The organism is Gemmatimonas sp., assembly GCF_036405635.1.
Lineage (GTDB): Bacteria > Gemmatimonadota > Gemmatimonadetes > Gemmatimonadales > Gemmatimonadaceae > Gemmatimonas.
Map to the genome: position 1 here is coordinate 1 of NZ_DASWXE010000104.1, position 26,905 is coordinate 26,905.

The 26,905-nt window shown below is 65.9% G+C and carries 22 protein-coding genes, 1 tRNA gene and 1 pseudogene; 2 read left to right on the plus strand and 22 right to left on the minus strand.

The features are described from left to right. The 3 genes from VGE27_RS09140 to VGE27_RS09150 form a co-directional block, all read right to left on the minus strand. Nucleotides 1–2,665 (minus strand): MHYT domain-containing protein (locus tag VGE27_RS09140; protein ID WP_331049344.1); only part of this gene is annotated, 2,665 nt, incomplete at its 3' end. Nucleotides 2,666–2,854: 189 nt separating this feature from the next. Beyond that, nucleotides 2,855–2,927: transfer RNA gene (locus VGE27_RS09145), tRNA-Gly, on the minus strand. Between the two features lie 88 nt (nt 2,928–3,015). Continuing rightward, nucleotides 3,016–4,809, minus strand: a complete 1,794-nt coding sequence (locus tag VGE27_RS09150; protein WP_331049345.1) for a hypothetical protein — start codon at nt 4,807–4,809, stop codon at nt 3,016–3,018. 134 nt (nt 4,810–4,943) lie between these two features. On the opposite strand from VGE27_RS09150, the gene VGE27_RS09155 reads away from it, so the two are divergent. Next, nucleotides 4,944–6,608 carry a hypothetical protein gene (locus VGE27_RS09155; RefSeq protein ID WP_331049346.1) on the plus strand — a complete coding sequence of 555 codons (1,665 nt, stop codon included), beginning with the start codon at nt 4,944–4,946 and terminating at the stop codon, nt 6,606–6,608. Here VGE27_RS09155 and recN read toward each other — a convergent pair. From recN to VGE27_RS09240, 17 genes are all read right to left on the minus strand, one after another. Then, entirely contained in the window at nt 6,584–8,341 is a 1,758-nt protein-coding gene (recN, locus tag VGE27_RS09160) for a DNA repair protein RecN (RefSeq protein WP_331049347.1), read from the minus strand. The two genes, VGE27_RS09155 and recN, sit on opposite strands and share 25 nt — an antisense overlap. 87 nt (nt 8,342–8,428) lie before the next feature. Further along, nucleotides 8,429–9,301: an NAD(+)/NADH kinase gene (locus VGE27_RS09165; RefSeq protein ID WP_331049348.1), complete on the minus strand. Its 873-nt coding sequence runs from the start codon at nt 9,299–9,301 to the stop codon at nt 8,429–8,431. Further along, on the minus strand, nt 9,301–11,193 hold the full coding sequence (gene dxs / locus VGE27_RS09170) for a 1-deoxy-D-xylulose-5-phosphate synthase (protein WP_331049349.1): 1,893 nt from the start codon (nt 11,191–11,193) through the stop codon (nt 9,301–9,303). Before dxs ends, VGE27_RS09165 begins: the two co-directional genes overlap by 1 nt. A gap of 74 nt (nt 11,194–11,267) precedes the next feature. Continuing rightward, on the minus strand, nt 11,268–12,146 hold the full coding sequence (locus VGE27_RS09175) for a farnesyl diphosphate synthase (protein WP_331049350.1): 879 nt from the start codon (nt 12,144–12,146) through the stop codon (nt 11,268–11,270). A gap of 37 nt (nt 12,147–12,183) precedes the next feature. Beyond that, on the minus strand, nt 12,184–12,408 hold the full coding sequence (gene xseB / locus VGE27_RS09180; RefSeq protein ID WP_331049351.1) for an exodeoxyribonuclease VII small subunit: 225 nt from the start codon (nt 12,406–12,408) through the stop codon (nt 12,184–12,186). Next, nucleotides 12,405–13,652 carry an exodeoxyribonuclease VII large subunit gene (gene xseA, locus VGE27_RS09185; RefSeq protein WP_331049352.1) on the minus strand — a complete coding sequence of 416 codons (1,248 nt, stop codon included), beginning with the start codon at nt 13,650–13,652 and terminating at the stop codon, nt 12,405–12,407. The genes xseB and xseA overlap by 4 nt, the downstream gene beginning before the upstream one ends. Before the next feature lie 6 nt (nt 13,653–13,658). Next, on the minus strand, nt 13,659–14,543 hold the full coding sequence (folD, locus tag VGE27_RS09190) for a bifunctional methylenetetrahydrofolate dehydrogenase/methenyltetrahydrofolate cyclohydrolase FolD (protein ID WP_331049353.1): 885 nt from the start codon (nt 14,541–14,543) through the stop codon (nt 13,659–13,661). Next, nucleotides 14,533–16,119, minus strand: coding sequence for a ribonuclease Y (gene rny, locus VGE27_RS09195; RefSeq protein ID WP_331049354.1), 1,587 nt, complete (start codon nt 16,117–16,119; stop codon nt 14,533–14,535). The genes folD and rny overlap by 11 nt, the downstream gene beginning before the upstream one ends. A gap of 236 nt (nt 16,120–16,355) precedes the next feature. Beyond that, entirely contained in the window at nt 16,356–16,667 is a 312-nt protein-coding gene (locus tag VGE27_RS09200; protein ID WP_331049355.1) for a cell division protein ZapA, read from the minus strand. Beyond that, nucleotides 16,664–17,104 (minus strand): hypothetical protein, encoded by a 441-nt coding sequence (locus VGE27_RS09205; RefSeq protein WP_331049356.1) that lies wholly within the window; start codon nt 17,102–17,104, stop codon nt 16,664–16,666. The genes VGE27_RS09200 and VGE27_RS09205 overlap by 4 nt, the downstream gene beginning before the upstream one ends. Continuing rightward, nucleotides 17,094–19,532 (minus strand): phenylalanine--tRNA ligase subunit beta, encoded by a 2,439-nt coding sequence (pheT, locus tag VGE27_RS09210; RefSeq protein WP_331049357.1) that lies wholly within the window; start codon nt 19,530–19,532, stop codon nt 17,094–17,096. The genes VGE27_RS09205 and pheT overlap by 11 nt, the downstream gene beginning before the upstream one ends. Further along, entirely contained in the window at nt 19,529–20,539 is a 1,011-nt protein-coding gene (gene pheS / locus VGE27_RS09215) for a phenylalanine--tRNA ligase subunit alpha (RefSeq protein ID WP_331049358.1), read from the minus strand. Before pheS ends, pheT begins: the two co-directional genes overlap by 4 nt. 106 nt (nt 20,540–20,645) lie before the next feature. Beyond that, nucleotides 20,646–21,020 (minus strand): 50S ribosomal protein L20, encoded by a 375-nt coding sequence (gene rplT, locus VGE27_RS09220; protein WP_331049359.1) that lies wholly within the window; start codon nt 21,018–21,020, stop codon nt 20,646–20,648. 12 nt (nt 21,021–21,032) lie between these two features. Beyond that, nucleotides 21,033–21,230 carry a 50S ribosomal protein L35 gene (rpmI, locus tag VGE27_RS09225; protein WP_012683366.1) on the minus strand — a complete coding sequence of 66 codons (198 nt, stop codon included), beginning with the start codon at nt 21,228–21,230 and terminating at the stop codon, nt 21,033–21,035. 78 nt (nt 21,231–21,308) lie between these two features. Further along, nucleotides 21,309–21,869 carry a translation initiation factor IF-3 gene (infC, locus tag VGE27_RS09230; RefSeq protein ID WP_331049360.1) on the minus strand — a complete coding sequence of 187 codons (561 nt, stop codon included), beginning with the start codon at nt 21,867–21,869 and terminating at the stop codon, nt 21,309–21,311. A 258-nt stretch (nt 21,870–22,127) separates the two neighbouring features. Beyond that, nucleotides 22,128–23,009, minus strand: coding sequence for an MBL fold metallo-hydrolase (locus tag VGE27_RS09235; RefSeq protein ID WP_331049361.1), 882 nt, complete (start codon nt 23,007–23,009; stop codon nt 22,128–22,130). Beyond that, entirely contained in the window at nt 23,006–23,965 is a 960-nt protein-coding gene (locus VGE27_RS09240; RefSeq protein WP_331049362.1) for a 3'-5' exonuclease, read from the minus strand. The genes VGE27_RS09235 and VGE27_RS09240 overlap by 4 nt, the downstream gene beginning before the upstream one ends. A gap of 77 nt (nt 23,966–24,042) precedes the next feature. Between VGE27_RS09240 and VGE27_RS09245 the strand changes: the two are divergent. Then, nucleotides 24,043–24,693 (plus strand): annotated as a pseudogene (locus VGE27_RS09245) (redox-sensing transcriptional repressor Rex); the annotation flags it as partial. 16 nt (nt 24,694–24,709) lie between these two features. Here VGE27_RS09245 and rsmA read toward each other — a convergent pair. Beyond that, nucleotides 24,710–25,633 (minus strand): 16S rRNA (adenine(1518)-N(6)/adenine(1519)-N(6))-dimethyltransferase RsmA, encoded by a 924-nt coding sequence (gene rsmA / locus VGE27_RS09250; RefSeq protein ID WP_331049363.1) that lies wholly within the window; start codon nt 25,631–25,633, stop codon nt 24,710–24,712. Then, on the minus strand, nt 25,630–26,905 hold a 1,276-nt coding region (locus VGE27_RS09255; RefSeq protein WP_331049364.1), incomplete at its 5' end, for a PP2C family protein-serine/threonine phosphatase. The genes rsmA and VGE27_RS09255, both read right to left, overlap by 4 nt.

The window sequence follows — 26,905 nt, forward strand, 5'->3', positions numbered from 1 at the left end:
GGCGGCGTGCTTCCTCGAGGTTTCGCACGCGAACCGCCTGCTCCACCGCCAGGGCGGCGGAGGTCACGGCGATCAGTCCGAGATTGGCTGCGGCGCCGCGAATGCCGTGGGCGCTCTGCTGCACTTCCGACCAGTCGATGACCAGTTCACTCGCCGGGTCCAGATCGTTCGGCAGCGGATGCTGGTGTTCGGCCGTGCGCAGGAAACGGCGCATGGCCGTGTCGAGCCGGTCGCGAGTGCCCCAGCGCGCGGTGGCGCCGATCCAATCGATTTCAGCGTCTGGCGGTGTGGCACCCGTGGACGACACGGTGGAGAGGGCGGGTAGCGCCATGGCCATTGGCGCGCCTTCGGGCTGCACGCGCACCACCCGCGCGATTTCGGCCATCAGGCGTGGAACGTCGAGGGGCTTCACCGCAAAACCATCCATGCCGGCCTTGCGGGCCGTGATCCGATCTTCTTCCATCACACTCGCGGTGAGCGCGATGATGGGAGTGTGCGGACGATGCTGGCCGCGTTCGTACTGGCGAATGAGGTGCGTGGCCTGCAAGCCGTCGGTGCGCGGCATGTGCACGTCCATGAGCACCACGTCGAAGCGCCCGGCGATGAATCGTTCGACCGCTTCGCGCCCATCACGCGCCGATACCACACGGTGCCCGCCTTCCTTGAGCGTCAGCGTGAGCAACTCGAGGTTTTGCGGTACGTCGTCGGCGATCAGGATGTCGAGCACGGGAAGTGCGGGACGCTCCATCGGTTCCGGCAACAGACTCGCCTCGGTGGCGATGGCCAGCGGCAGGGTGACGTGGAAGGTCGACCCCACCCCGATCGAGCTTTCCACCTCGATCGTGCCGCCCATCAAATCAACCAATTGCCTGGTGATGGTCGTACCGAGTCCGGTTCCACCGAAGCGGCGGCTGATGGAGGCATCGGCCTGCGTAAACGGGGCGAAGATGGAATCCACCTGCTTCGGCGTCATGCCGATGCCGGTATCGTGCACCCAGCACGACACCTTGCCTTCGTCATACGAGAAGGTCACGCCCACGCCGCCACGCTCGGTGAACTTGATGGCATTGCCCACCAGATTAGTCAGCACTTGGAGCACGCGCAGCGGGTCACCGATGAAGTGCTCCGGCATGGTCCGCGGGTAGTGCGTCACCAACGTGAGCAGTTTCTCTTCAGCGCCCAGACGCAGCGAGGACTCCACCTGCATCGCGATCGCCTTGAGCGAGAAGCCGATCGACTCGAGCGTAACCCGCCCATGCTCCAGGCGGGTGGTGTCCAGGATGTCATTGAGCAGCGCCAGCAAGCCACGCGAAGAGGTACGCACCGTATTGAGGTGCTCACGCTGACTGGGCGTGAGATCGGTGCGCAGCAGCAGTTCGGTGAACCCCACGATCGAGTTCATCGGCGTGCGGATTTCGTGGCTCATGTTGGCGAGGAACGTGCTCTTCGCCGCCGCTGCTTCTTCCGCACGGGCGGCCGTGTCGCGGAGCGACGCCTCAAGCGCATGCCGTTCGCTCGTGTCGGTCACGAAGCCCACGTACAGCACTTCGTTCTCGAGCTCCACCCGTCCAACCGCCAGGCGCACGGGCATGATGGTGCCGTCCCGATGCTGCCCCATGATGTCGCGGCCCATGCCAATGATGCTGTCCGCATACCCGCCAAAGTTCTCGGGATCCTGCAGCGGTGTCCCCTTGGCGGGCGACGCCGCGATCAGTTCATACACACTCTGACCGACGGCTTCTTCGTTCGTCCAGCCGAACATGCGCTGCGCCGACTGATTGAGCTCGACGATACGGCCGCGCCGCGACACCGTGACGATGCCATCCACCGCGGTGTCGAGCGTCGTGCGCAGGCGGATCTGGCTCTCCTCGATGCGACGCTTGAGCCGTCCCACCCAGATCAGGCCGTTCACCGCCGTCACCAGTGCGGTCACCACCATCGAGAACAGGGCCAGCGCCACCGCGCCCCAGGTGCTATCGAAGACGATGTGGGTTTCACTCACCACACCTTTGCCATCGAAGCGAACGGCGAGCATGCCCGTGTAGTGCATGGCGGCGATCGCGAGGCCGAGCACGGTACCAGCGAGGTAGAAGCGCGCGTTCGGTGAGAGGCTGGTGTGACGAAGCCCGTACCGCACCCACAGCGACAGCGTCGCCATCACGACGGCCACCACCACCGAGAGCAGGAACAGAAATGGGTCGTAGTGCATATGCACCGACGACTGCAGCGCGGTCATGCCGCTGTAGTGCATGGCGCCGATACCGCCGCCCATCAGTGCGCCGGAGTACATCAGGCGCGGCCAGCGCAGGCTGCCGTCGGAGAGGACGCGCAGCGCGAGCCACGATGCCGCACACGCCGGCAGCACTGACAGGAGCGTCAGTCCCGGCTCGTATGTGATGTGTGCGGGAAACTGGTAGGCCAGAATGCCAATGAAGTGCATGGCCCAGATGCCGCCGCCGAGCGCCAAGGCGCCAGTGCCCAAGGCGACATGACGCGCCGAAGCATGCTGCGCATGCCGCGCGATCTGCGCTGTTCGCAGCGCCATGGTGGCGCAGAAGACCGATACCACCACCGAGAGCAGCACCAGGGCTGGCTCATGGTGGCCCTCGGCGTGGGGGCCGCCGCTCGCTATATGGAGCAACGCGGCGAAAGACGCCGTGTGCACGTGGGACGGGACTCTAAGCGCTGCTCGGACCGTTCTGGCTGCGTGAGCAGCCGCTACGTCGCGAGCGCTCCCACCCGCGCCCCTCGAGCAGACAAAAAAAGGGGCCAGCGGCCCCTTAAAGACGACGGTGTCGTCCGAATCGAAACAAGCATCATACTCCGGACAACATGACGTCGTCCGTACAGCGAAAGCGGGAAACGGGACTCGAACCCGCGACCCCAACCTTGGCAAGGTTGTGCTCTACCAACTGAGCTATTCCCGCAATGACGCCGAAGCGCCGTTCACAGATTGTAGCGGAGGGCGCCCGCCCGGACAAGCGCCCCGCCGCCATGATCCATCGCACGGAGCCGTCAGTTGCCTACGCCATGGGCGTGGGCCGCATACCAGACCGTGTACGCCAGCAGTCCAGCCATGGACGCATCACCACCGTTCCGAGTGACACGACCGTCTGCATCGACAAACTCGGCGGCCACGCCGTTGTCCAGCGCAGCCCGACGGAGCCACGCAATGACGTCCTGCGCTTCCGGACCCAGCAACCGCGCGAGTTGTGGCACCAGGGGCGCTTCGGTCCCATCCGAACGCCCTACGGCACGCACCGTGCGCCTGTAGAGCGAGTCTTCGCGGTCGATGGCTTCGTACAGGGGAAGCCAGAGCAGCGAACCCACCGGATCGTCCTCGAGGGAGGCACCACCGGCCAGATCGACGGCGGTTGCGAGTCGGGCCTTCTCCCCACGTTCCACGGCAAAGTGCCGACGAATGGCGCCACGGACCGCCTCCGGATCTTCGACCGCGGCGGCCGCCTCCTCGTCGAGGGTGCGACGAAACACGTCGAGGGCCATGGCCACGGCGGCGTTACCGTGGAGTGTGAACGGATATGGCGCCGGCGTTCCGGATGGTGTGACCTCGGTGCTGAACAGCGGTACACGTTCGTCCCGTCGGGCAATGATGTCGTCCGAGGCGAGATAGAGCGTGTCTGCCACGACAGGGTCTTCGACGATCTGGTCGTCTTCGGTGTCGCGAATGTAGCGATCGGTGGCAATCGCAAACGCGGCCGGTCCCTCGAGGGTGAATCCGGGCTGGAAGAGCGTCCCGTCGAAGTAGTGCACACCCTGCCCCGGCGCATAGCCGTGCAGTTCACAGGCGCGCACCAGCAACTCGCGCGCGAGGCCGGAGTCGGCGAGCTGCACGGCCGGCAACGTCCACATCAGTGCCTCCCAATCGCGCACCGTGCAGCCCATCGCGTGCCACGGCGTGCGGGAGCGCACGAGGTAGTAGTGCGCGTCGTCGAGCCCACGCCCCACTGCATAGAAGTAGGCGAACAGCAGGTTGCGGTTGATGAGCCGATCGAGCCCTTCGTTACCGGTGGTCTGCTCGAGAGACGTGAGCGCCGAACGGGTGGCCGACAACAGCGCCCGCCATCCGCGTCGACGCAGGACCGCAACCGTGGCCTGCGCCCCGTCGCGCTCGGGGCCCACCGCGAGATAGAACGCCACCTGTGCCGCGCCTCCTGGCGCTACGGTGAGTTCGCGGCGCATCGCGAACCGCCGGACGGGATCGCTGTGGTCTTCGTCCACCTCGATGGCGGCCGGTCCATCGGCCCCAATGGCAACCGCCACGAGTCCGGGAATGGCTGACCCTTCGAGGAGGATGGTGTCATCACCACCACGACTGACCACGTGGGCGTCATCGAAGGGCCTGGGTGTGCGAACTCGCTGCTGGCGATGGCCCAGCGCCCCCTCGAGCGCTACCTCGACCGAAACGGCCTGCGCTCCACGGTTTTCCACGGTGAACGTGTACACGGCCCCAGCCATGTCGGCATCGCGGCCGTAGGGCGCAAAGATCGTCCCTCGCACGAGCAGCGAACCGACCGTGCACGTGAACGTCGGCAGCCAACCCACGGCGCGCTCCCAGGCGATGCCCTCCGCTGCCAGCGTGCGGATTTCACCGTTGACCCGTAACACCGGGCGCAGCAGTGGGGTATCGCGTCCAGCCACGAAGTCCGCGCTGCCCGCCACTTCGATGGCCGCGCGGGCACCCCGATGCAGTACGCCCAGCGCGTGGATCGCACCATCCGCCGGGTGGATGCACGGAAGCGTCAGCCAATGGTTGCCGGTCAGTTGCCACGGCACGGAGGGGATTTGCACGGCACACCCGAGAGGAAGAAACAGTGAGACGGCAAGGTGATACCCTCGATGAGGCGTCGTTGACGCCCTCTCCGCCCACGGCTAATCTAGCACCGGTGCCTCGGCTTTCTCTCTCTCAGCACCTCGCCCGGCGCATGGGACCACTCCATGCGATGCTTGCGGCCGTGACCTGCGCCGCGATTGGCGCCGTCTCTGCACCACTGCAGGCGCAGGCCGTCGCCGGAGTTGGTGACGACGCCATTCAGTTGCCCCGTGGCGGTATGCGCTATGTGGTGGCCGGCCTCTGGAATGACTACGAGCGGGTTTTTGCGCCCAACGCCTCAGGCGGCATGCAGCGTATGCCGTTGCTGGGTGCGCTTGCGCTCGAGAACGCGGGCGTCAACCTGCTGCCACGTCTCGGTGAGACGCAACGCCAGCTGCGGGAGCTCACCGGACAGAGCAGCTACCTGATGTCACTGGGCCGCCTCGAAGCGGCGGGCGAAGTGCGCCAAAGTATTGCGCCGTTGGGCGTCGAGTACGGTGTGACCCGCAAGTTGTCGCTGCGCGTGATCGTGCCCTACGCGGAATCGCGCGACGTGACCCAGCTGCTGCTCAATCGCGTGGGCACCGGTGCCAATGTGGGCCTCAATCCGGTGTATCAGACCGGTGGCGCGGAAGCGGCCAATAGCAACTCCACCTTGGTGACCACGCTCGATGCTGCCCGTCTGGGGCTGGCCGCGGAGGTCACACGTTGCGCCGACGCGATGGCGCAGAACTGCGATGTAATTCGGGCTAATCCGCAGCAGATCCAGACGCTGATGACGCGCACGCAGGCCACCCGGCAAGCCATTGCCGAAGTGTACGGCACGACGGTCAACACGGGATCGCGTTTTGTACCCATCACGGGATCGACAGCGCAGGCAGCCGTGGCGCAGACCATCGGCACGTTGCGCACCGATTATGCACGTTACGGCATCACCGGTATTGGTGCGTCGGCGCAGCCGGGGTCGGCGACCACCGTGCTCGGGCCGGGTGGCGTTCCCTTGCTGGCCACCGACTCGACATATGGCGTCGGCTATCAGCGCATCGGCAACACGCGCCGTGCCGGCATTGGGGATATCGACCTGACCGCGTCATACCTGCTGTACGACACCTTCGGCGCGGACCAGGTCAAGCGACTCACCACCGCCACACGCGGTGTGCGCTCGCAGCTCACGGGCGGCTGGCGTTTCGGGACGGCTGGTGCAGATCGCACCGAAGACGCGTTCGATGTGCCCATTGGCGAAGGCGCAAACGCCCTGCTGGTGCGCAGCACCACCGACCTGGTGTGGTCGCGCACGATGTGGCTGAGCGCCACTGTTCGGGCGTCCAAGCCGATGGGCGATCGCATGGCAGTCGTGCTTCCGTACCGCACCACCGCTGAATTTCTGTCTGCGCCGGTGACGGTCGATGACGCGGCGCGCTCACTGGGCATGCGCACCGACATCGAGCTTGCGCCTCGCTTCTCGTTCGGCGACTTCTTCGGCGTGTCCGGTGCCTACATCATGCGTCGCTGGGGCGAGGACAAGTACGACACCGAGAACGACTTCAGCAGCGTGCCGCTCATGTCGGAATACACGGTGCCGGCTCGCACCATGCAGGCGGCCGCGGTGGGCGTGACCTTCTCGACACTCGCCAGCTACGCACGCCGTCGCTCGCGCTTTGCGGCGGAAGTGATGTACACACATACCGTGCCCATTTCGGCGTCCGGTGGTGTGGTGCCCGCCGTCGTGACCGATCGATTGGAACTGCGCGTCTACACCGGCTTTCCGCGGCGCTGATTCGCGCGCGGGGCCGGTGCCGCCTTCGTGACGCCGGCCCCGGACTTCGCCGCAGGCAGCTGCTCATCATCGCCACGCGCCAGCAGTTCACGCGCGTGTGCCCGACTCACTTCCCGATCGGCGTCTCCGCCGAGCATGCGCGCGATCTCCACCACGCGCGCGTCGTCCACCACGACCTGGGTGTCAGAGGTGGTGACGGTGCCCACGGCGCTCTTCGTCACGACGACATGGTGCTGTGCCCGTGCGCCGATCTGCGCGAGGTGTGAGATGGCCAATACCTGGTGGTGCGCAGCCACACGCCGCATGAGCGCGCCCACCTGCCACGCCACCGCACCTCCTACGCCGGCATCGACTTCATCGAACACCAGCGTGGGCACCTGCTGCAGGCGTGCCAGCACTGTGCTCAGCGCCAACATCACACGAGACAATTCGCCACCAGAGGCAATGCGCCCCAAGGGACGCAGCTCCATGCCGGCATTGAGTGTGGCGACGAACTGCACGGTCTCGGCTCCAGCGGGTCCGATTTGATCGGCCGCGAGTAGCTGCACCTCCAGGCGTCCGTCGACCATGCCGAGCTCCGGGAACAACTCCGACACCGCCGCAGCCAGCTGTCCAGCGCCTTTGCGGCGCAATGCGCTCAATCGCTTTGCCGCATCGCCCAGCGCCTGCGCGGCGCGATCACGCTCCGCGACCACGGCGGCCAGCTCCGCATCGTGGCCGTCCACCAGCGCGAGCTCTGCGGCGGCTTCGTCTGCCGTGCGGCGCACCTCGTCGATCGTGGGGCCGTATTTGCGAAGCACACCCTGTAACGCCTCCCGGCGACGCTCGAGCGTGCGCAGACGCGATGGGTCGGCTTCGATGCCCTCGGCGTACGTCTCGAGTTCCCGAGCCAGCTCTTCGAGCGCATAGACCGCGCCGTCGAAGCCGAGTGTCAGACGCTCGAGGTCCGGATCGATGCGTGTGAGGTTGGCCAACGCCCGCCGCACGGCTGTGAGGCGATCGAGGACGGCACGCTCATCGCCTGCGATCGCGCCGGCGGCCTGCGCCGCCAATGCCTGCAACTCTTCCGCATGAGCCAAGCGCCGAATCTCGGCATCGAGCGATTCGTCTTCGCCTGGCTTGGGATCGACGTCCGCGATCTCCTGCGAGAGGAACCGCAGGTAGTCTGCACGGCGCACGGCGTCCTGGCGTCGTGTCGTGAGTTCCCGTTCACTGGCCCTGAGTCGCGCGAGTTCGGCATGCGCATGTGCCACTTCGGAGCGCAGTGCCCCGCCCTGCACATACTCGTCGAGCACATCGCGCTGGTGATCGGCATCGACCAATGCGCGTGACTCATGCTGTCCATGCACACTCACAAGCTGCGCGCCGATTTCCGCCAGCGCACTTGCCGTCACCGGTGAACCATTGATCCAGGCGCGTGACCGGCCGCCAGTGCTCACCTCTCGCTTGAGAACGAGTGTATGCTCTTCTCCCACTTCGATGCCACGCTCGTCGAGCATAGTGAACAGCGCGTGCCCGGCTGCGAGTTCGAATACGCCTTCGACGGTCGCGCGATCGGCACCGGCGCGAATACGGTCGCTGGTGACTCGCTCGCCCAGCAGCATGCCCAATGCACCGATGATGATCGACTTGCCGGCACCCGTCTCGCCTGTGAGCACATTGAGACCGACGGCGAGCGGCAGCGCCACCGTGTCGATCACCGCCACATTGCGAATGCGAAGTTCAACCAGCATGGATCGGTGGGAAGGGACACAGCCCTGACGGGCGTGAGGCACGAACGCGTGAAACGCGGGGAGTCGCCGCACGACGACGCCCGTGCATCATCCGATCGCTTCGCCGTCGCGCCCCGAGAGCCCGCCCCAGCCCAGCTTGTGCCGCAGGCGGGTGAAGAACGTGGCACCAGGCAGTCGCACGATATGGACCGGCTCGGGCGCGCGTCGCACGATGAGCGTCTCGCCACCGGTGAAGGTAGTACCGACCTGCCCGTCCACCGTTACCAGAAGTTCTTCCGGCCCATCATCTGCACGCACCTTCACTTCCACATCAGCCGGCAGCACCAGGGGACGCATGGCCAGTGTGTGCGGGGACACCGGCGCAAGCACGATGCTCTCGAACGTTGGCATCACGATCGGGCCGCCGGCCGACAGGGAGTATCCCGTGGAACCGGTGGGCGTGCTGATGATCAGGCCGTCGGCCGAATACGAGCCCGCGTGTTCGCCGTCGACAAACACCGAGAACTTGATCAGGCGAGCGAACCCACCCTTGTGCATGACCACGTCGTTGAGCGCACGCCACCGGCAGCGCTCCGTCCGGTCGCCGTCGATGGCGCAAGACTCGAGCACCATGCGCGGATCGGACTCGAAATCGCCGCTGGCGAGCCGGCGCACGCCCTCTTCCATCTCGTCGGCGCTGCAACTGGTGAGAAAACCCAGCCGGCCGAAGTTGACGCCAAGAATCGGAATCGGGCGACCATTCACCAGTCGCGCCCCGCGCAGCAACGTGCCATCGCCGCCGAGCGTGATCATGGCGTCGAGCGGCGTGTCCTGGCTCAGGCGCTCGCCTTCTTCGGCCATGTCCCACAGCTCATCCTCAAAGGCGAGTGTGAGATTCAGCGCCGGGGCGCTGTCGAGCAACGTGTTCAGCACCGCCGGAAGCCCGACGTAGCCGCGATGACCGACGACCCCGACGCGCATCAGTCGGCCAGAGCCTCTGAGGCGTGCAACGCGCGCACCTGGGCGGCAATGCCCGGCGCATCGAGTCCAAGCGCGGCCAGCTGCTTTTTGCGGGGCGCGGCGTACACGATGGCATCGGGCACACCATGCGTGGCGGTGCGCACGTTGGGCGCGAGACGATGAATGATTGCGCTCATGTACGCGCCGAAGCCGTTTACGACCGTGCCCTCTTCGACCATGAGCACATGGCCATGGTCGCTGAGGATGGCATTGAGCGTGACGGCATCATACGGCTTGAGGTAGCGGCAGTTCACCACGGTCACATCCAGCCCTTCGGCAGCGAGTGATTCGGCCGCCTTGAGTGCAGGATCGACCATCGTGCCCACGGCGAGGATGGCGACATCCCGTCCGCGGCGCAGCACCTCCCACGTGCCATAGGGCGTGGCCGGAATGTCGGACATCGCCGCCGGCACATCAGGCGACGCATCGCGCGGGTAGCGGAAGCAGAACGGACCGTCGACATGCTCCACACCGGCCCGCAGCAGCCCGAGCATCTCGGTGCCGTTGCGCGGTGCGGTCACTGTCATGTTGGGCACTGACAGCATGTACGCAATGTCGTACAGACCCATGTGCGTCTCGCCGTCTTCACCGACCAGACCCGCACGGTCCATCGCAAAGATCACGGGCAACTTCTGCAGCGCCGCGTCGTGGATGATGTTGTCGTAGCCGCGCTGCAGGAACGTGGAGTAGATCGTGACCACCGGCCGGACGCCGCGCGTGGCCAGCCCCGCTGCGAACGTCACGCCGTGGCCTTCGGCAATGCCCACGTCGAAGAATCGATTGGGATACGCCTTGCCAAACCCCGCCGTGCCCGTGCCGCCAGGCATGGCCGCCGTGATGACGGCGAGGTCGGTGCGTTCGGCACCCAGTTCCGTGAGGCCTTTGCCGTACACCGCCGTGTAGGCCGGATTGCCCGCCGAAACCGTGATCTGCTTGCCCGTGGCCGGATCGTGGCCCGGCGGCAACGCATGCCACTTTTCACCGTGCTCACCCGCCGGGAAGCCTCGTCCCTTCTGCGTGATGACGTGGACGAGGCGCGGCGTGTTCATGTCACGCACGGCGCTGAACGTCTCCACCAGCGCGTCGATGTCATGACCGTCGATGGGGCCGAAATATCGGAACCCCAGTTCTTCGAACAACACGCCGGGCGTGAGGAACGACTTCACGCTCTCTTCCCACTTCCGCACCAGCGTGCTCACACCGGTGAACGGCGCGGGCGCGTTGTCCACCAGTTCCCCGATGCGCGACCGCAACCGGTTGTACAGCGGATTGCGCTGAATGCTGGTGAGATACTTGTGCATCGCGCCCACGTTCGGCGCGATCGACATCTCGTTGTCGTTGAGCACGACGATGATGTCACGATCCGAGTGCCCCGCGTTGTTCAGGCCCTCATACGCGAGTCCCGATCCCAGCGATCCGTCACCGATGATGGCCACTGCCTTGAAGGCTTCGCCCAACACATCGCGTCCCGCGGCCATGCCCAGCGCCGCCGAGATGGCGGTCGCGGCGTGTCCGGCGCCGAAGGTGTCGTAGTCGCTCTCGGTGCGCTTGAGGAAGCCGGAGAGACCGCCCTCCTGGCGCAGCGTCTCCATGCGATCGTTGCGCCCCGTCAGCAGCTTGTGCGGGTACGCCTGGTGGCCAACGTCCCACACCAACTGGTCGGTGGGCGTGTTGAACACGGCATGCAACGCGATCGTGAGCTCGACCACGCCAAGCCCGGCCCCGATGTGACCACCGGTGCGGGAGCAGACGTCGATCAGCCGGTCGCGGACGTCCTGCGCGAGCGTGCGAAGCTCGTCGCGCGAAAGGGCGCGGACGTCGGCGGGTGAGTTGATGCCTTCGAGAATCGACATGAGAGCGAGTGGTGCGTGGTGGTGAACACTGCGGCCATCCACCAGATGTGACTACGTGGAGTCGTCGATCGCCGTTACGAGCGGCGCTCCACGATGAAGCGGGCAAGCTGTTCCAACGGCGGTGTCAGCAAGCCCTCCGCCTGCAAGGCGGCACAACCGTCCTCGACCAACGCCACGGCGCGCTGGATGGCTCCCTCTACCCCGAGGAGCGCCGGATAGGTGCTCTTCTGCAGGTCGAGGTCGCGTCCCGCGGTCTTCCCCAGTTCGTCCGTCGTGGCCGTCACGTCCAGTACGTCATCTGCAATCTGAAACGCGAGACCGATTGACGCACCATACCGATCGAGCGCGTGACGGCGCCCCTCGGGAGCCATAGCAGCCCGTGCCCCCAGTGTGACACTCGCACGGATCAGGGCGCCGGTCTTGAGGCGATGGACCCGTTCGAGCGACTCCAGGCTCATCGCCGCCCCCTCCGCCTCCAGGTCGAGCAGCTGTCCGCCGATCATGCCGCCGCCGCCTGAAGCCTCCATCAGCTCGCGGACCACATCCCCCGCCACCGCATCGGACAAACCCAACGCCTTGGCGGCATGCCACGCCGAGCGGGCAGCCAAGGGTACCATGGCCAAGCCGGCGGCGGTTGCGGCGACGACCCCGTGCACCTTGTGCACCGTGGGGCGTCCGCGGCGCATATCGTCGTCGTCCATGCACGGCAGGTCATCGTGCACGAGAGAGTACGCGTGCACCACCTCGATGGAGGCCGCGAGGTCCGAGGCGTCGGCCGTGCCCCCGCAGGCCCGATAGGCCTCGAGCAACAGAATGGCCCGGAGGCGCTTGCCCTCGCCCAGCAGGGCGTAGCGGATCGCCTCGGCCGTGGCGGGTGTGAGATCGCACAGCCATCGCGAACACACCCGGTCGAGGGCATGCTGGATAGCCACACGCTCTGGGCCGAAAGACACCGTCGGCGCCGGCCGTCCGCTGCCCGAGGCAGCGAGCTCAATCACCGAAGTCTTCGACCGAGAAAGAACCGTCGGCGGCCTCGACGAGTTGCTGCACCTGCGCGTCGACGGCCTTGAGTGCCGAGCCGGCAGAGCGGAGGTGACCGATGCCCTCTTCGAAGAGGCGAAGGGCTTGCTCCAGCGCCAGATCCTGTCGTTCCAGGTCGCGCACGATCTCCTCGAGACGGTTCAACGACTGCTCAAAACTCATCTCCGAGGTCACGCCTGCTCCGGGTTGGTGCGTTCCATCCGCTCATCGGGCAATGGTCGGGAACCACTCGTAGTGGCCTCCACGATGCCATCCTGCAACCACAACTCGAACGAGGCGCCCGCCGCGAATTGCGCGCGCTTACTCAAGGTAGCGCCATCCGGCGCCCGTGCCACGCCAAACCCGCGTGCGAGTGTGGCCAGTGGCGAGAGCGCCTGAAGCTGGCCGGCCAGTGTTTCCACGCGTGACCGCCGACGCTCCACCACCCGCGTGGCCGTCAGCGCGAGCCGCTTGCGCACCTGAACCAACGACGCGACGGCCCTATCCTGCCGACGCACTGCCGCTGAAGCGAGGCGCTTGCCCAAGGCATCCACGCGCGCCGCGAGCTCACGGCGCGACGGCACCGCAATCTCCGCCGCGGCGGACGGTGTGGCGGCACGTACGTCAGCGACCAAGTCGCAGAGGGAGATGTCCACCTCATGCCCCACGGCAGAAATGGTGGGCACCGGACAGGCCGCCAATGCCCGCGCCAGGCGCTCGTCATTGAAGGCCCAGAGGTCTTCGCGCGAACCGCCACCCCGACCGATGATGACCAGATCGGCTCCGCCCCAGCGCCCTACGCGAGCCAGCGCATCGATCAGAGAGTCGGCGGCACCTTCGCCCTGCACCTTGGCTGGCACGACCACCAACTCCACATCGGCACTGCGGGCGCGGCTCACGGTGATCACATCGCGTAGCGCGGCACCATCCGGGCTGGTGATGACTGCGATGCGGCGGGGAAAGGCCGGCAACGGGCGCTTGCGTTCGGCCGCCAACAGGCCATCGCGTTCGAGACGAAGGCGTGACTGTTCCAGCGCCTTGCGCCAGAGTCCATCGCCTTCCGCTTCGAGCTGCCGCACCGAGAACTGCAGGTCACCGCGCACCGGCCAGACGGTCATCTGCCCGAGTGCGAGCACCTGCATGCCTTCGTCCGGCTGCGCCGGGATGCGACGGGTGGCCGAACTCCAGATGACGCAATTCACCTGCGCATTGGCATCTCGCAGCGAAAAGTACCAATGGCCATTGCGATGCGCCTTGAAGTTCGTGACTTCGCCGCGCACCCACAGCGGTGGGAATGCCCCTTCGATGAGATCCTTGGCGGCGCTGGTCAGGTCGTGCACACTGATCGCGGCCTCGGGCTCACTGCCCGGGGCCGCCATGACTCGTCCACTTTCGCCCGACAATCCTGAACCGGCGCCGCTCGTGCGACGGGTGGCCATCGCGAATCAGCCCAGTGTGCGTTCCGCAGCGCGCACCGTGTTGCGCAGCAGCATCGCGATGGTCATGGGCCCCACGCCGCCCGGAACGGGCGTAATCTTGGAAGCCACTTCCACGGCGCTCGCAAAGTGCACGTCGCCGCACAGGCGTGAGCCTTTGGCCTTGGTCGCATCCGGGACGCTGTTCATGCCCACGTCGATCACGACCGCGCCCGGCTTGATCATGTCACCCGTGATCATCTCTGCGCGGCCAATAGCGGCAATGAGGATGTCTGCGCGACGCGTGTGTGCCGCGAGATCCTTGGTGCGGCTGTGGCAGACGGTGACCGTGGCATCGCCACCGGCACGGCCCTGCACCAGCAATGCCGCCATCGGCTTGCCGACGATGTTGCTGCGCCCGATGATGACCGCTTCTGCGCCGCGCGTGTCCACGCCGCTGCGCACGAGCAGTTCGATCACACCCGCCGGTGTGCATGACACGAAGCCATCGGTGTGGCCGATGAGCAGCTTGCCGACATTCTCCGGATGAAAACCATCAACGTCCTTGTCCGGCCGGATGTGGCGGATGACGGTGTCGGGATCGATGTGCTTGGGTAGCGGCATTTGCACCAGAATGCCATGCACCGCCGGGTCGGCATTGAGGCGCTCGACGAGCGTGAGCAACTCCTGCTGCGACGTGCTGGCCGGCAGGCGGATGGTGCCGCCCTTCATGCCGGCTTCCACCGACGCCTTCTCCTTGGCGCCCACGTACGTGGCGCTTGCCGGGTCGTCGCCCACCAACACCACCGTCAGGCCGGGGATCACCCCGCGCGCGGTGAGGGCGGCCACATCCCGTGCGATCTCGCCGCGAATCGTCGCAGCGATCGCCTTTCCGTCGATCAGTTCAGCGTGCAAAGTCCACCGCTCGGCTTTCTCGGATGACCACGACCTTGATCTGGCCGGGGTACTGCAATTCGGATTCGATGCGGCGCGCAATCTCCTCGGAGAGCGCCGCCATGCGGGCATCGTCCACCTGCTCGGGCGTGACCACCACGCGCACCTCGCGGCCCGCCTGAATGGCAAACACGCGCTCGACGCCGCGGTAGCTCGAGGCAATGCGCTCGAGCCCTTCGAGGCGCTTCACATAGGTCTCAAAGGCCTCACGGCGCGCACCGGGGCGCGACCCTGAAATGCCGTCGGCCGCCTGGACCAGCACGGACACTTCGCTTTCGTGCGGCACGTCGTCGTGGTGCGCCGCAATGCAATTCACGACCAGCGGATTCTCGCCGTACTTGGTCGCGACCTCCACGCCCAGCTGCACGTGCGTGCCTTCGTGCTCATGGGTGAGCACCTTGCCGATGTCGTGCAGCAACGCGCCGCGCTTGGCCAGTGCGACATCGAGTCCCAGCTCCGCCGCCATCATGCCGGCCAGCCACGCCACTTCCTTGCTGTGGGCGAGGATGTTCTGCCCATAGCTCGTGCGCCACTTCATGCGCCCGATGAGTTTGACCAGTTCCGGGTGCAGGCCCGTGACGCCAACCTCGTAGGCCGCCTGCTCGCCCGTCTCCACGATCGCCACTTCCACCTCGCGGCGGGCCTTGGCCACCACCTCTTCGATGCGACCCGGGTGGATGCGCCCGTCGCTCACCAGCTTTTCCAGTGCCAGACGCGCGGTCTCACGGCGCACGGGGTCGAAGCAGGACACCACCACCGTATCCGGGGTGTCGTCGATGATGACGTCCACCCCGGTGGCCAGTTCAAACGCGCGGATGTTCCGACCCTCGCGACCGATGATGCGACCCTTCATTTCGTCATTGGGCAGCGCCACCGCGGACACCGTCGTTTCGGCAGTCGTTTCTGCGGCCACACGCTGCACCGCCAGGGCCACGATCTTGCGGGCTTCCCGGTCGGCGTTCCGCTTGGACGATTCCCGGATCTCGCGCAGCCGGCTCGCGGCATCGGCGAGCGCCTCGTCTTCGAGGCGTCGCACCAGCTCGGCCTTCGCCTGGTCGACGCTCAGCCCGGCGATCTGCTCCAGCTTTCGACGCTCGTCGGCGACCAGGCGATCCAACTCCTGAGTCCGGGCCGTCGCCGCATCCTCGCGCTGGGCCATGTCCTTGCCGCGGCGCTGGACTTCGAGCTCGCGACTCTCGAGTCCCTCGCGCACACGATCGAGTTGCGATTCTCGCTCGATCACGCGCTTTTCGTCACGCTCCACCTCGACCCGACGCTGGCGGAACTCCTGCTCGTGGGTCTCACGGAGCTGGAGCACCTCTTCCTTGCCCGAGACAATGGCACCCTTCCGCAGCGTCTCTGCCTCGCGGCGTGCCTCATCGAGAATCCGGCCGGCCGTGTCTTCCGCGGTGGCTTTCGCGCGCTGCAACTCGGCCACTTCGGCCCGGCGACCGCCGCGATGCCCAATCACATAAGCGATCACGGCCGCAACCACGCCCAGCGCGCCCGTCAGCGCGGCCAGGGAAAGTTCACCCATGGGGATCTATGCTCCAACCACGCTCGGGGCGCGGATCCAGAATCGTGGACAGTCAGATCTATGCGAAACGCCAAAGGACCGGCGGGACACCACAGTGCGCCTCCCGGGCTCAAACCAAGCTCGGATCAGTTCACGGGTCCGCGGTCATCAACGGCTGATTTCAGAACGTACGAATCCACGGGGTGCACCGCAACGGTTTTCCATGCGGTATTGCACACGACCCGCCCGGTTGATCCCTAGCTGGCCCCAACCTCATCGCCGCGCTTGGCGGGCGGCAGCAGCGGACGGATATCGGCAGCCAGCTGCCGGAGATCTCCGGTCAGCGACTCGATGGCGTTCCGTTCCTTGAAAAGCTCGTCCGTGATCTGCAGTGCCGCCAGAATGGCGGCCTTCTGCGTTTCCATTGTGGACGAGCCCGACAAGATAGCCCGGATGGTGCGATCGACGTGCTCAGCGACGGCCTTTGTGTGTTCTGCAGAGGCCTCGGTCCGAAGCGAATAGTCGTCGCCAAGGATGCGGACCTTCACCAGTGCCCGTTGATCCATCATCGCTCCGCTCCCTGACCGATTTGCTGACGCAGGAATCGCACGCGCTCACCCAGCTGTGCCGTACGGTCCCGCGCATCCGTGAGGCGTGTGCGCAATTGCTCATTCTCGCGCGCCAGCTCCTGGTCGAACCCCTCGGGCGTGGACTTGGCGGCCACCACCGCATAGGCGGCCTTCACCTCACCCAGCTCGCCGGCGGTCGTCGCGAGTTCACGGCCGAGCCGTTCGGCGTCCGCACGAGCCTCGTCGCGGGCACTGCGCAGCCCTTCGGTCTGGCTGCGCAGTTCCTGCAACGCTCCCGCATTGGCGGTCAACTGCTGTTCGAGTTCGCGCATGCGCTGCTCGGAAGACAGCGCACGGCGGCGATAGGCAGCCAACTGCTCACTGAGATTGCGGACGAGCGTATCGAGCTCGCGAAATGCGGCGACGTCAGGACGCACGTGGACGGATACCAAGTTCCTTATCGAGGACTTCCAACAGGCGGGCACGACGGCCCTCCAATTCCTTGTCACGGAGCGTGCGTTCGGGATGACGCCACGTCAACCGCCACGCGAGACTGCGTGTGCCCTCGGGCACACCCTGTCCACGGAATTCGTCGAACAACGTCACCTGCTCGAGCAGGTCGCCGCCCGCCCGACGCAACGCTTCATCCACCGTCGCCACATTGACGGCATCAGGTACGAGCAGCGCCACGTCGAACTCTGCGGCCGGTGTTGTGGGCAGCGGCGCATAGCGCACGGCCCGCGTCGCACCAGACTCCCGTTCGGCAGGCGCATGTGCATGATGGTTGGCCGCGGCCACATCCTCGGACGCCATGACACCGAGCGTCAGCTCAACGCCCCACGCCTCCGCCGCCCATACTGGGCGGTCGAGCGAGACAGGATTCACCTGCCCCACCGGGCCGAGTCCGTCCACCACGATGCTCCAGGCCAGCGTCCCCTCGGCAGGCTGCAGGCTCGCTGCACGCCCAGGGAAGCTCGCCGCAGCGAGACGCACGGCCAGCTCCTTGGCATCCCACGCATCGAATGCCGGCGGCTCAGGCTCCGTGAAATGCGACGGGCGACGCGCGCCCATCAACAACGCGCCCACGCGTGTCTCTTCGAGCGGCAGACGCCCGGCGCGTGGCGTGAACACATTGCCGATCTCGAACAGACGCAGGTTGCCCTGCATACGCGAGAGGTTGTACTCGGCGCGTCGGGCCAGCGTATCAAGCACCGAAGCGCGGAGGAACGGTTCGTCCTCGGCCAGCGGATTGCGCACACGCGGCGTGTTCTCACCGCCGGTGGACGTGAACGGCATCGGACGCGTTTCAGCGAGCCCCATGCCCACCAGCAGGTCACGCACACGACGCGACGCGAGGTGCAGCGGATGGTCCGGCGCATTGCCAGGACGGAACGGGCGCAGTTCGTCAGGCAGAGCGTCGAAACCCACCAGACGCGCCACTTCCTCGATGAGGTCCGCTTCGAGTCCGAGGTCATGACGCCACCCCGGTGCCTGCACTTGCAGTGCATCACCCTGCAGCGTCACCACGCAACCCAACGACTCCAGGCGGCGCACGATGTCGGCCGTTGGGACTTCCACGCCGAGCAGACGGGCCAGGCGCGAGGGACGCAGCGTCACGGCCGGACGCAGCGCGGGCGCCTCGCCGACCACCAACACTTCTGCCACTGAACCACCAGCCACCTGCGTGATCAGTGCCGCGGCCTGACGTGCCACGGACTCGGCGTCATGCGCATCGATGCCACGTTCGAAACGATAGCTCGCGTCGGTGGATAGGCCCGCGGCGCGACGCACGCGGCGCACAAAGCGCGGCTCGAACACGGCCAGTTCGAGCAGAACGTCTGTCGTGCGCTCGGTGACTTCCGTGTCCAGTCCGCCCATCACGCCGGCCAGACCGATCGGTCGTGCGCCGTCGCAAATGACCGTCGTACCCGTCGCGATAGCGCGGCTGCTGCCATCGAGTGTCGTGAGCGCGGTCTCGTCACCGTGTGTCGGGCGCACCGTGATGGTGCGATCAACCAGCGTGGCGAGGTCATACGCATGCACTGGATGCCCCAGACCATGCAGGACGTAGTTGGTGGCGTCGACGACATTGCTGATGCTGCGCAGTCCGATGCTGTCCAGTCGCTGACGTAGCCAGTCCGGGCTTGGCCCCACCTGCACACCGTTGATGACCACGCCCACGAACCGCGGGCAGCTTTCGGCGTCATCCACGACGACCGATGCATGCTGGCCACGCGCAGACGTCTTGCCTTCCACAGCCGCTACGCTGCTTGCGGGCGTGGTCAGTTCGGCGGGTACGAGCGTGAGCGGCACGCCGGTGATGGCCGAGACTTCGCGCGCCACGCCTACGTGCGACAACAGGTCCGGGCGATTGGGCAGCACATCGAGATCGAGGCGTGCGTCACCCAGCTTGATGACTTCGAGCAGCGACGTGCCTGGCGCCACATCAGTCTCGAGCGCGAGGATGCCATTGTGTTCATCACCCAGGCCAAGCTCACGGGCCGAACACAACATGCCGTTGGACGTCTCACCGCGAATCTTGCGCTTCTCGATCTTGAGCCCACCGGGCATGACTGTGCCGGTGCGCGCGAACGGATACTTGGTGCCGGCCACCACATTGGGCGCGCCACACACCACGTCGAGCAGCTCGCCACTGCCATCATCCACCTTTGTCACCCAGAGGTGATCGGAGTTGGGATGACGGCCCGCCTGCACCACCTGCGCGACCACGAACAACGACAATTCCGCGCCCAGCTCGGTGATCCCATCGAGCGTGACACAGTGACGGCTCAGCGCCTCACCAACTTCGTTCGCGCTCAGCGTGTGCGGAACGAACTGCTTGATCCACTCATGCGAAACAATCATCGCGCGAACTGCTCCAGGAAACGAACGTCGGAATCGTAGAGAACACGAATGTCGTTGATACCATAGCGGGACATGGCAATGCGGGCGGGTCCCATGCCAAACGCCCAGCCCGTGTACTTCTCGCTATCGAGGCCAGCCGCTTCGATGACGTTGGGGTGCACCATGCCGCAGCCGAGGATCTCGACCCAGCGCAATCCCTTGCCATCACCGAGGTCCACTTCGACGTCCATCTGCGCGCCGGGTTCGACGAAGGGGAAGTACGACGGACCAAAACGCACGCGCCGTGTGGCGCCATAGAAGCGGCGCGCAAACTCCGCCAGCGTCGCCTTGAGATCGACGAAGCTCACGCCTTCGTCCACCGCGAGGCCTTCGAGCTGCATGAACGCGGGCGCATGCGTCGCATCGAAGAAGTCGCGACGGTACACCTGGCCGGGCGCCAGCACACGCACAGGCGGAGCATAGCGCTGCAGGGTGCGCACCTGCACCGGTGACGTGTGCGTGCGCAGCAGCGTGTCTTCGCCAAGGTACAACGTGTCGTGCAACTCCATCGCCGGATGGTCGGGCGGGAAATTGAGCGCGCCGAAGTTGTACCACTCCGTCTCCGCCTCGGGCCCGAGCGCGACGGTGAAACCCAATTCGCGGAAGATCTCGCAGATCTCGTCGATGACGAGCGTGACGGGATGCAACGAACCGCGCCACACACCGCGGGCGGGCATGGTCGCATCGATGGCAGTCGTGCCAGTCGCCGCCGACTGCCGCTGCGCAAAAGCGTCGAGCGCTTCCTGAATGGACAGCTTCAACGTGTTGAACGCGCCACCGGCCGCGCGCCGGTCTTCGGCGGGGAGCGCACGCAGGCCGCCCTGGAGCGCCGCGAGGCGATCGTCCTTGAGCGCGTTGAGCTGTCCCTTGGCCGTGTCGAGACGGGTGGCCACGTCGAGCCCGGCGAGCAGCGCGCGGCATTCATCCGCGAGCGCGTTGGCCTGTGCGAGATACTCGGAAAGGTTCACAGGAAATTCGGAGACGGGAGCACGAAGGGCCGGCATCTGACGATGCCGGCCCTCGCAACTTAACCACTCACCCACTCAGCGCGCTGTGCTGCGCGCGTTGGGGACTTCAGGCCGCAGCAACCTTGGCGTCGAGTGCCTTCTTCGCCTGTTCGGCGATGGCAGCGAACGCTTCCGGCTCACGCACGGCGAGATCGGCGAGGACCTTGCGGTCGACTTCGATGCCGGAGGCATGCAGGCCGTTGATGAACGCGCTGTACGACATGTCGTGCAGGCGGGCGGCCGCGTTGATACGCACGATCCAGAGGCGACGGAAGTCGCGCTTCTTGTTCTTGCGGTCACGGTAGGCATAGCGCCAGCCACGCTCGACGGTTTCCTTCGCGGCCTTCCAGAGCTTGGACCGGCCACCAAAGGCACCCTTGGCGTGCTTGAGGATCTGCTTCTTCCGCTTGAGGCGGACGACGTTGGACTTTACGCGAGGCATGGTCGGTTATCCTCAGGCCACGAGAAGACGCTTGATACGCTTCGCTTCGCCGTTGGTCTCCACGATCGTGGGACGGCGCAGGTCGCGCTTCTTCTTGCCCGACATCTTGGTCAGGATGTGGCTCTTGTACGCCTTCAGGCGCCGCACCTTCCCCGAACCCGTCACGGAGAAGCGCTTCTTGGCGCCGCTGTGGGTCTTCATCTTCGGCATGATTCGCTCATGGCTCTGGTCAACCGCCTCGAGGTGAGACGGCCCTGCATTGATCACGCGCCGATCACGGAGTCGTGATCACTTCGGCGCGAGGATCATCGTCATCGACTTTCCTTCCATCGTGGGCGCACTCTCGATCTTCGCGAGATCGGACAGCTCCTGCGACACCCGCTCCACCACGATCTTTCCAAGCTCGGGGTGGGCGATCTGACGGCCACGGAACATGAGCGTCACCTTCACCTTGTTGCCTTCCTCGAGGAAGCGCCGAGCGTGCCGGGTCTTCGTCTCGAAATCGTGATCGTCGATCCCCGGGCGGTACTTGACCTCCTTGAGATGGATCACGTGCTGCTTCTTCTTCGCGAGTCGCGCCTGCTTGGCCTGTTCGAACTTGAACTTGCCGTAGTCCATGATGCGAACCACGGGAGGCCGAGCGGCCGCCGCCACTTCCACGAGATCGAGGCCCAACTCCACCGCCATGGACAACGCTGCGTCCACCTCGAGGATGCCTAGCTGACTGCCATCGGCGCCGATCACGCGAACGGGGCTGATCCGGATCTGCCGGTTTACCCGTGGCGGTCGCTTCGTCGAATCCTGAATAGTGCGTACTCCGGTAGAAGAAACAGAAAACGCGGACCCCATGAGTGGAATCCGCGTCGTGACGCACAGTCCGACCCGTCATGCATGGACGCATGGCGAGGGGGCGCGTATCGATGGACTCCAGCAGCACACCTCGGAGGCGAACGCCTCATGAGGGCCGAAGGGTGGGAGAGGCATCGCGGCCTCTCCACTTCTCGATTGTACCAGGCTCTGTGAACCCGGAAACCGGACCGGCCCGTAAGGGCCTATGTCCAGCAACTGCATATAACCCGGATAAACCTAGGCGATATCACGCCGAGGTCAAGCCTGCTCCGCCAGAACGTAGGATTTGCCGTCGTGGGCCAGGCGGCCGAAGCCCACGTGGGCGTCGTGCTCGAAGATCAGTTGCCAGTCTTCCCGCAGCGCCTCGCTCAGCAGGGCCCGCTTTGACTCGAGCGTCACCAGCGGCTCCACGTCGTAGCCCATGATCCACGGCAGGGCCAGATGATGGCTCGTGGGCACCACGTCGCCCAGGAAACAGGCCGTCTCGCCACCAGACCGCAGGATCACGCTCTGATGGTGCGGCGTGTGCCCCGGCGTGGGGCGCACGGTGATGCCGGGGACGATTTCCCGCTCCCCCTGAACGACCTCAAACCGGCCGCTGGCGACAATCGGCGACCAGTTGGGCGGGAAGTAGCTGGCCGCCGTGCGCTCATTCGTCTGCTCGGCGTAGGCCTTCTCACCCGCCTGCACCAGGTAGGTGGCGTTGGCGAAGGTGGGAAGAACCTCCCCGGAGGGCGCCCGCCAGGTGTTGCCACCCGCGTGATCGAAATGCAGATGGGTATTGATGACCAGCTTCACATCGTCGGTGGTGAAGCCGGCGGCCCGGATTCCATCCTCGAGTGCGGTACGACCGTCAGCCCCGGCGTTCTCGATGCCGTAGATGCCGTGGAACTTCTCGTTCTCCTTGTTGCCCGAGCCAGTGTCGAGCAACACGAGGCCATCATCGTGTTCGATGAGCAGGCAGCGCATGCCCATGGGGATGCGATTCTTGTCATCGGCCTCGAGGCGACGCGACCAGAGGGTCTTGGGCACGACGCCGAACATGGCGCCGCCGTCGAGCTGCTGGCCGCCGGCCTGGATGGCATGAATGCGCCACCGGCCCAGCGTGCGGGTATCGAGCAACGGATGCGGAAAGCTCACGCGATATCGTCCTTGGTCACAGGAAGGGGAAAGGCCCGGCGTCGGCGATCGGAGGCCGTGCGCGACTTCGCGCCCACCGGGCCATCAACGAAGGCTTGCAACGCTGTCCACGACTCAACGCCATGATCGGCGGCGATGTTGAGCATACGACAGAGCGCGTGCGCCGTGGCGATGGCATCACCGGCCGCGCGGTGTCGCGCCTCGATTTCGATGTTGAAGTGACGGGTCACGTGGTCGAGCGATCGGCGGGAGAGCTGCGGCAGCGCTGCGCGGGCAAATCGCACCGTGCACAGCCGCGGACCGGCCAGCTCCTGTCCACTGCCCCGGCGGACCTCCTCGCTCACGAAACGCCAGTCGAATGACGCGTTGTGTGCGACGAAGATGGACCCTCGCAGTCGCTCGAGCACATCACCCGTGATCTCGCGGAACGAGGGCTGGTCGCGCACCATCTCCCACGAGATGTGGGTCAGGGCCGTGATGTACGGCGGGATGGGTCGCCCCGGGTTCACCAACCGTGAGTACACCTCGCCCACGCGGCCGCCCTGCACCTGTACGATGGCGATTTCGGTGATCCGGTCGCCGCCGGCCGCGCGGGTGCCGGTGGTCTCGACGTCGACCACAGCGAACGGCAGGTCCAGCAGCCGCGGCTGGCTGGCCGGCGCCTCGGCCACCACGGCAGGCGCGCCCCTGCCCTGACTTGGCCGCGCCATCGACGGTGGCACTCCCTCCGCCAATGCTCCAGCCGACAGGGTCCAGTGCCCTGTCGGGAGTCGCACGAATTCGGGGTGGCTGCCAAGCAGCGCCAGCGCCATGCGTTCAGCCGCGTCCACCTGCAGCCGTTCCACCTGACAGACGTCCCGCATGAGGGTGACGGCATCGAGCGGCCCGTCAGCCAGGCGACGGGCCGCGCGGGCGGACAGCGTGGTGGGGCGGGGAGAGACTGATGTACCGATCACGTCCGGAAGTTAGCGGGCCGCTGGTAAAACGCGGCGCATCTGCCTAGCTTTGTGAAGATTTTCACAAGCACCAGAGCGCCGCCGTGAAACGTATCGCCGACTCCACCGTCCGCCGCCTGTCGATGTACCTCCGCTATCTGGAGGACCTCGATACCCGCGGACAGCAAACTGCCTCGAGTGATGAACTCGCTCACCTGTGCGGCACCACGCCCGCCCAGGTCCGCAAGGATCTCTCCTTCTTCGGCTCGTTCGGCAAGCGTGGACTCGGCTACCCCGTCCATGAGCTGACGGCCCATCTGCGCGAGATTCTCGGTCTGCAGCGCGAATGGAAGGTCATCATTGTCGGGGCCGGCAAGATCGGCGCGGCGCTCGCGAACTACCGTGGCTTCCGGCAGCGCGGCTTCACCGTGGTGGGCGTCTACGACCACGATCCGGCAAAGGTTGGCAAGGCTTGGGGTGACGCCACCATTCGCTCCATGGACAGCCTCGCCCAGGATATCCAGCGCGAAGAAGCGCCCATCGCCGTGCTCGCCATCCCGGCTGAGAACGCTCAGGCGGTGGTGGACCAGATCGTCGCAGCCGGTATTCGCGCCATTCTGAACTTCGCGCCGACGCAGATCTCGGTGCCGCCGCACGTATCGCTCAAGTCGGTGAACATGGCTATGGAGCTCGAAGGTCTGTCCTTCGCGCTGACCAACGCCGGCCTGCTCGATCAGGGCGCGGCCTGAGACAGCGCCGCCTTCGTTACTCCGTCTGATCGCCTTCGCTGACTTCGTCGGCTGACGGTTCCGTCTCGGAGACGACTGCCTCTGGAGTAGCCCGCAACGCCCGCACGAGTTTCGCGAACTCGGTGGGTGTCAGTGTTTCCGGACGGACTTCGGGCGAAAGACCACACGAGGCCACCACGGCCCCAGCCCGTTCTGCATCGAGTGAAGCCACCGTACGCACGACGCGGATGAGCTGCTTTCGGCGCAGGCCAAAGGCGGCGAGCACAAAACTGCGGAATCGCTTCTCGAGTTCGGGCTCCACCACTGCATCGGCGCGTGGCACCACGCGCACAACGGCCGAGTCGACCGCGGGCGGTGGATTGAACGCACTCGGCGGCACTTTGCGGATCGACTCGACGTGCACCACCGCCTGCAGGTTCACGCTGAGCGCACCGTAGGTCTTGTCGCCCGGAGGCGCCGCCATGCGATCAGCCACTTCCTTCTGCACGAGATACACCGCCACATCGGGGCGAGGTTGTGCGAGCGCGTGGAAGATGATGGGCGTGGTGATGTAGTACGGCACATTGCCGGCCAGCACATACGGTTCGCCGGCGAGTTCGGCCAGATTGGTGTGCAGCACGTCGGCTTCGACGATCTGCACGTGCGGCTTGTCGGCGTAGCGCGCGCGCAGGTGTGCGGCGAGATCCCGATCGATCTCGATGGCGATCACACGCTTTGCACGCGCAACCAGCACGTCGGTCAATGCACCCCGACCAGGGCCAATCTCCACCACCGTCCGTTCCCGCAAATCGCCCAGGGCATCGGCGATACTGTCGAGAACACGGCTGTCCTTGAGGAAGTGCTGCCCGAAGCGCTTGCGCGGCGCGGGCAGACGGTCTCCGCGAGCGGGGCCGCCCGACTTCTTTGGCGGCGGACCGCCCTGCCATCGGCCAAACTTCATGATGCATGCTCCGTCATGCGGTCTACCACCACGACGGTGCAATCGTCGCGAAGAGGGGCCCGACCGGTGTGCGCGTTGAGACGATCGTACACCATGTCCAGAATGGCTTCGGGCGTGTCGTGCGCACCGGTGGTGGCCAGCCATTGCAGGACTTCGGCTTCACCGATGCGACGTCCCGCCATGTCGCGGGCATCGATCACGCCGTCAGTGAGGAAGACGAGACGATCGTCAGCACGCCAGCTCATCACACACTCCTCGATGGGTGCGTCGCTGAAGCCAATAGGCGGCGCGACGGCACCAAGCCGCGTGGTGTGTCCATCGCTGGAGAGCTTGAAGGCGTGCGGATGCCCAGCGTTGGCGAAGCGCAGTTCATTGGCCCGGCTGTCGATGACGGCGTAGCACATGCTGATCGACATTTCGGTGGACATGAGTTCTTCGCGGAGTGACCGCTGCACCGCTTCGATGGCAATGGATGGATCGAACGCGGCCTGCACGTGGATAGCCGCGGCGCTCAAGGCGAGTGCCATGACGAGCGCCGACTGATAGCCGTGGCCGGAGACGTCACCAATGAGTACACCGGTGCGATCACGATCGAGGCGCGCGAGCAGATAGAAGTCACCACCGACACTTTCTGCGGGCACGACCTTTGCCGCCGCACGCGCTTCCGGATGCACGACCTGCGGGCTCGGTAGCAGCTTGAGTTGCAGCTCGTTGGCGAGCCGCATTTCCTGCGCGAGCTGCTGACGCTCCACCGCCGCACGCACCAACGAAGCGTTGTGCATCGCCACGCCAACCTGGGTGCCAATGGCTACCGCCAGTTTGCGATCGCCGCCGGAGAAGGGTGCGCCACCAGGACGACCGGCGAGTACGAGCACACCAAGCGGCACCGCGATGCCCTCGGCACCACGGCGCGTCGGCACAGGGAAAGTACCGGTGATGCCGACGCCGCTGCTCGGACGCGTGATCGCCACGGCCATGAGTGGTGCGGCACCAGCAGCGAGGACGGGATCGGCCAACGAGGCCGCACTGCCGTCTTCGGTGCAGGCGCTGCCGGCGTGATAGGCACGCACCGCAATGTGCGACGCCTGCTCGAGGGAAATGGGCTCGTACACCTCGTCGCGGAGCCCCAACGACGCGATCGGCGCGAGCGTGCCCTGGGCGCGATTCGTCTGCAGGAACACCGCACGGGTGGCGCCCAGCGTAGCGGCGAGTTCGGCGAGCAGCGTGTCGGCGACGTTCTCCACCGACGTGGTACCGCCCAGCAACTCTCCG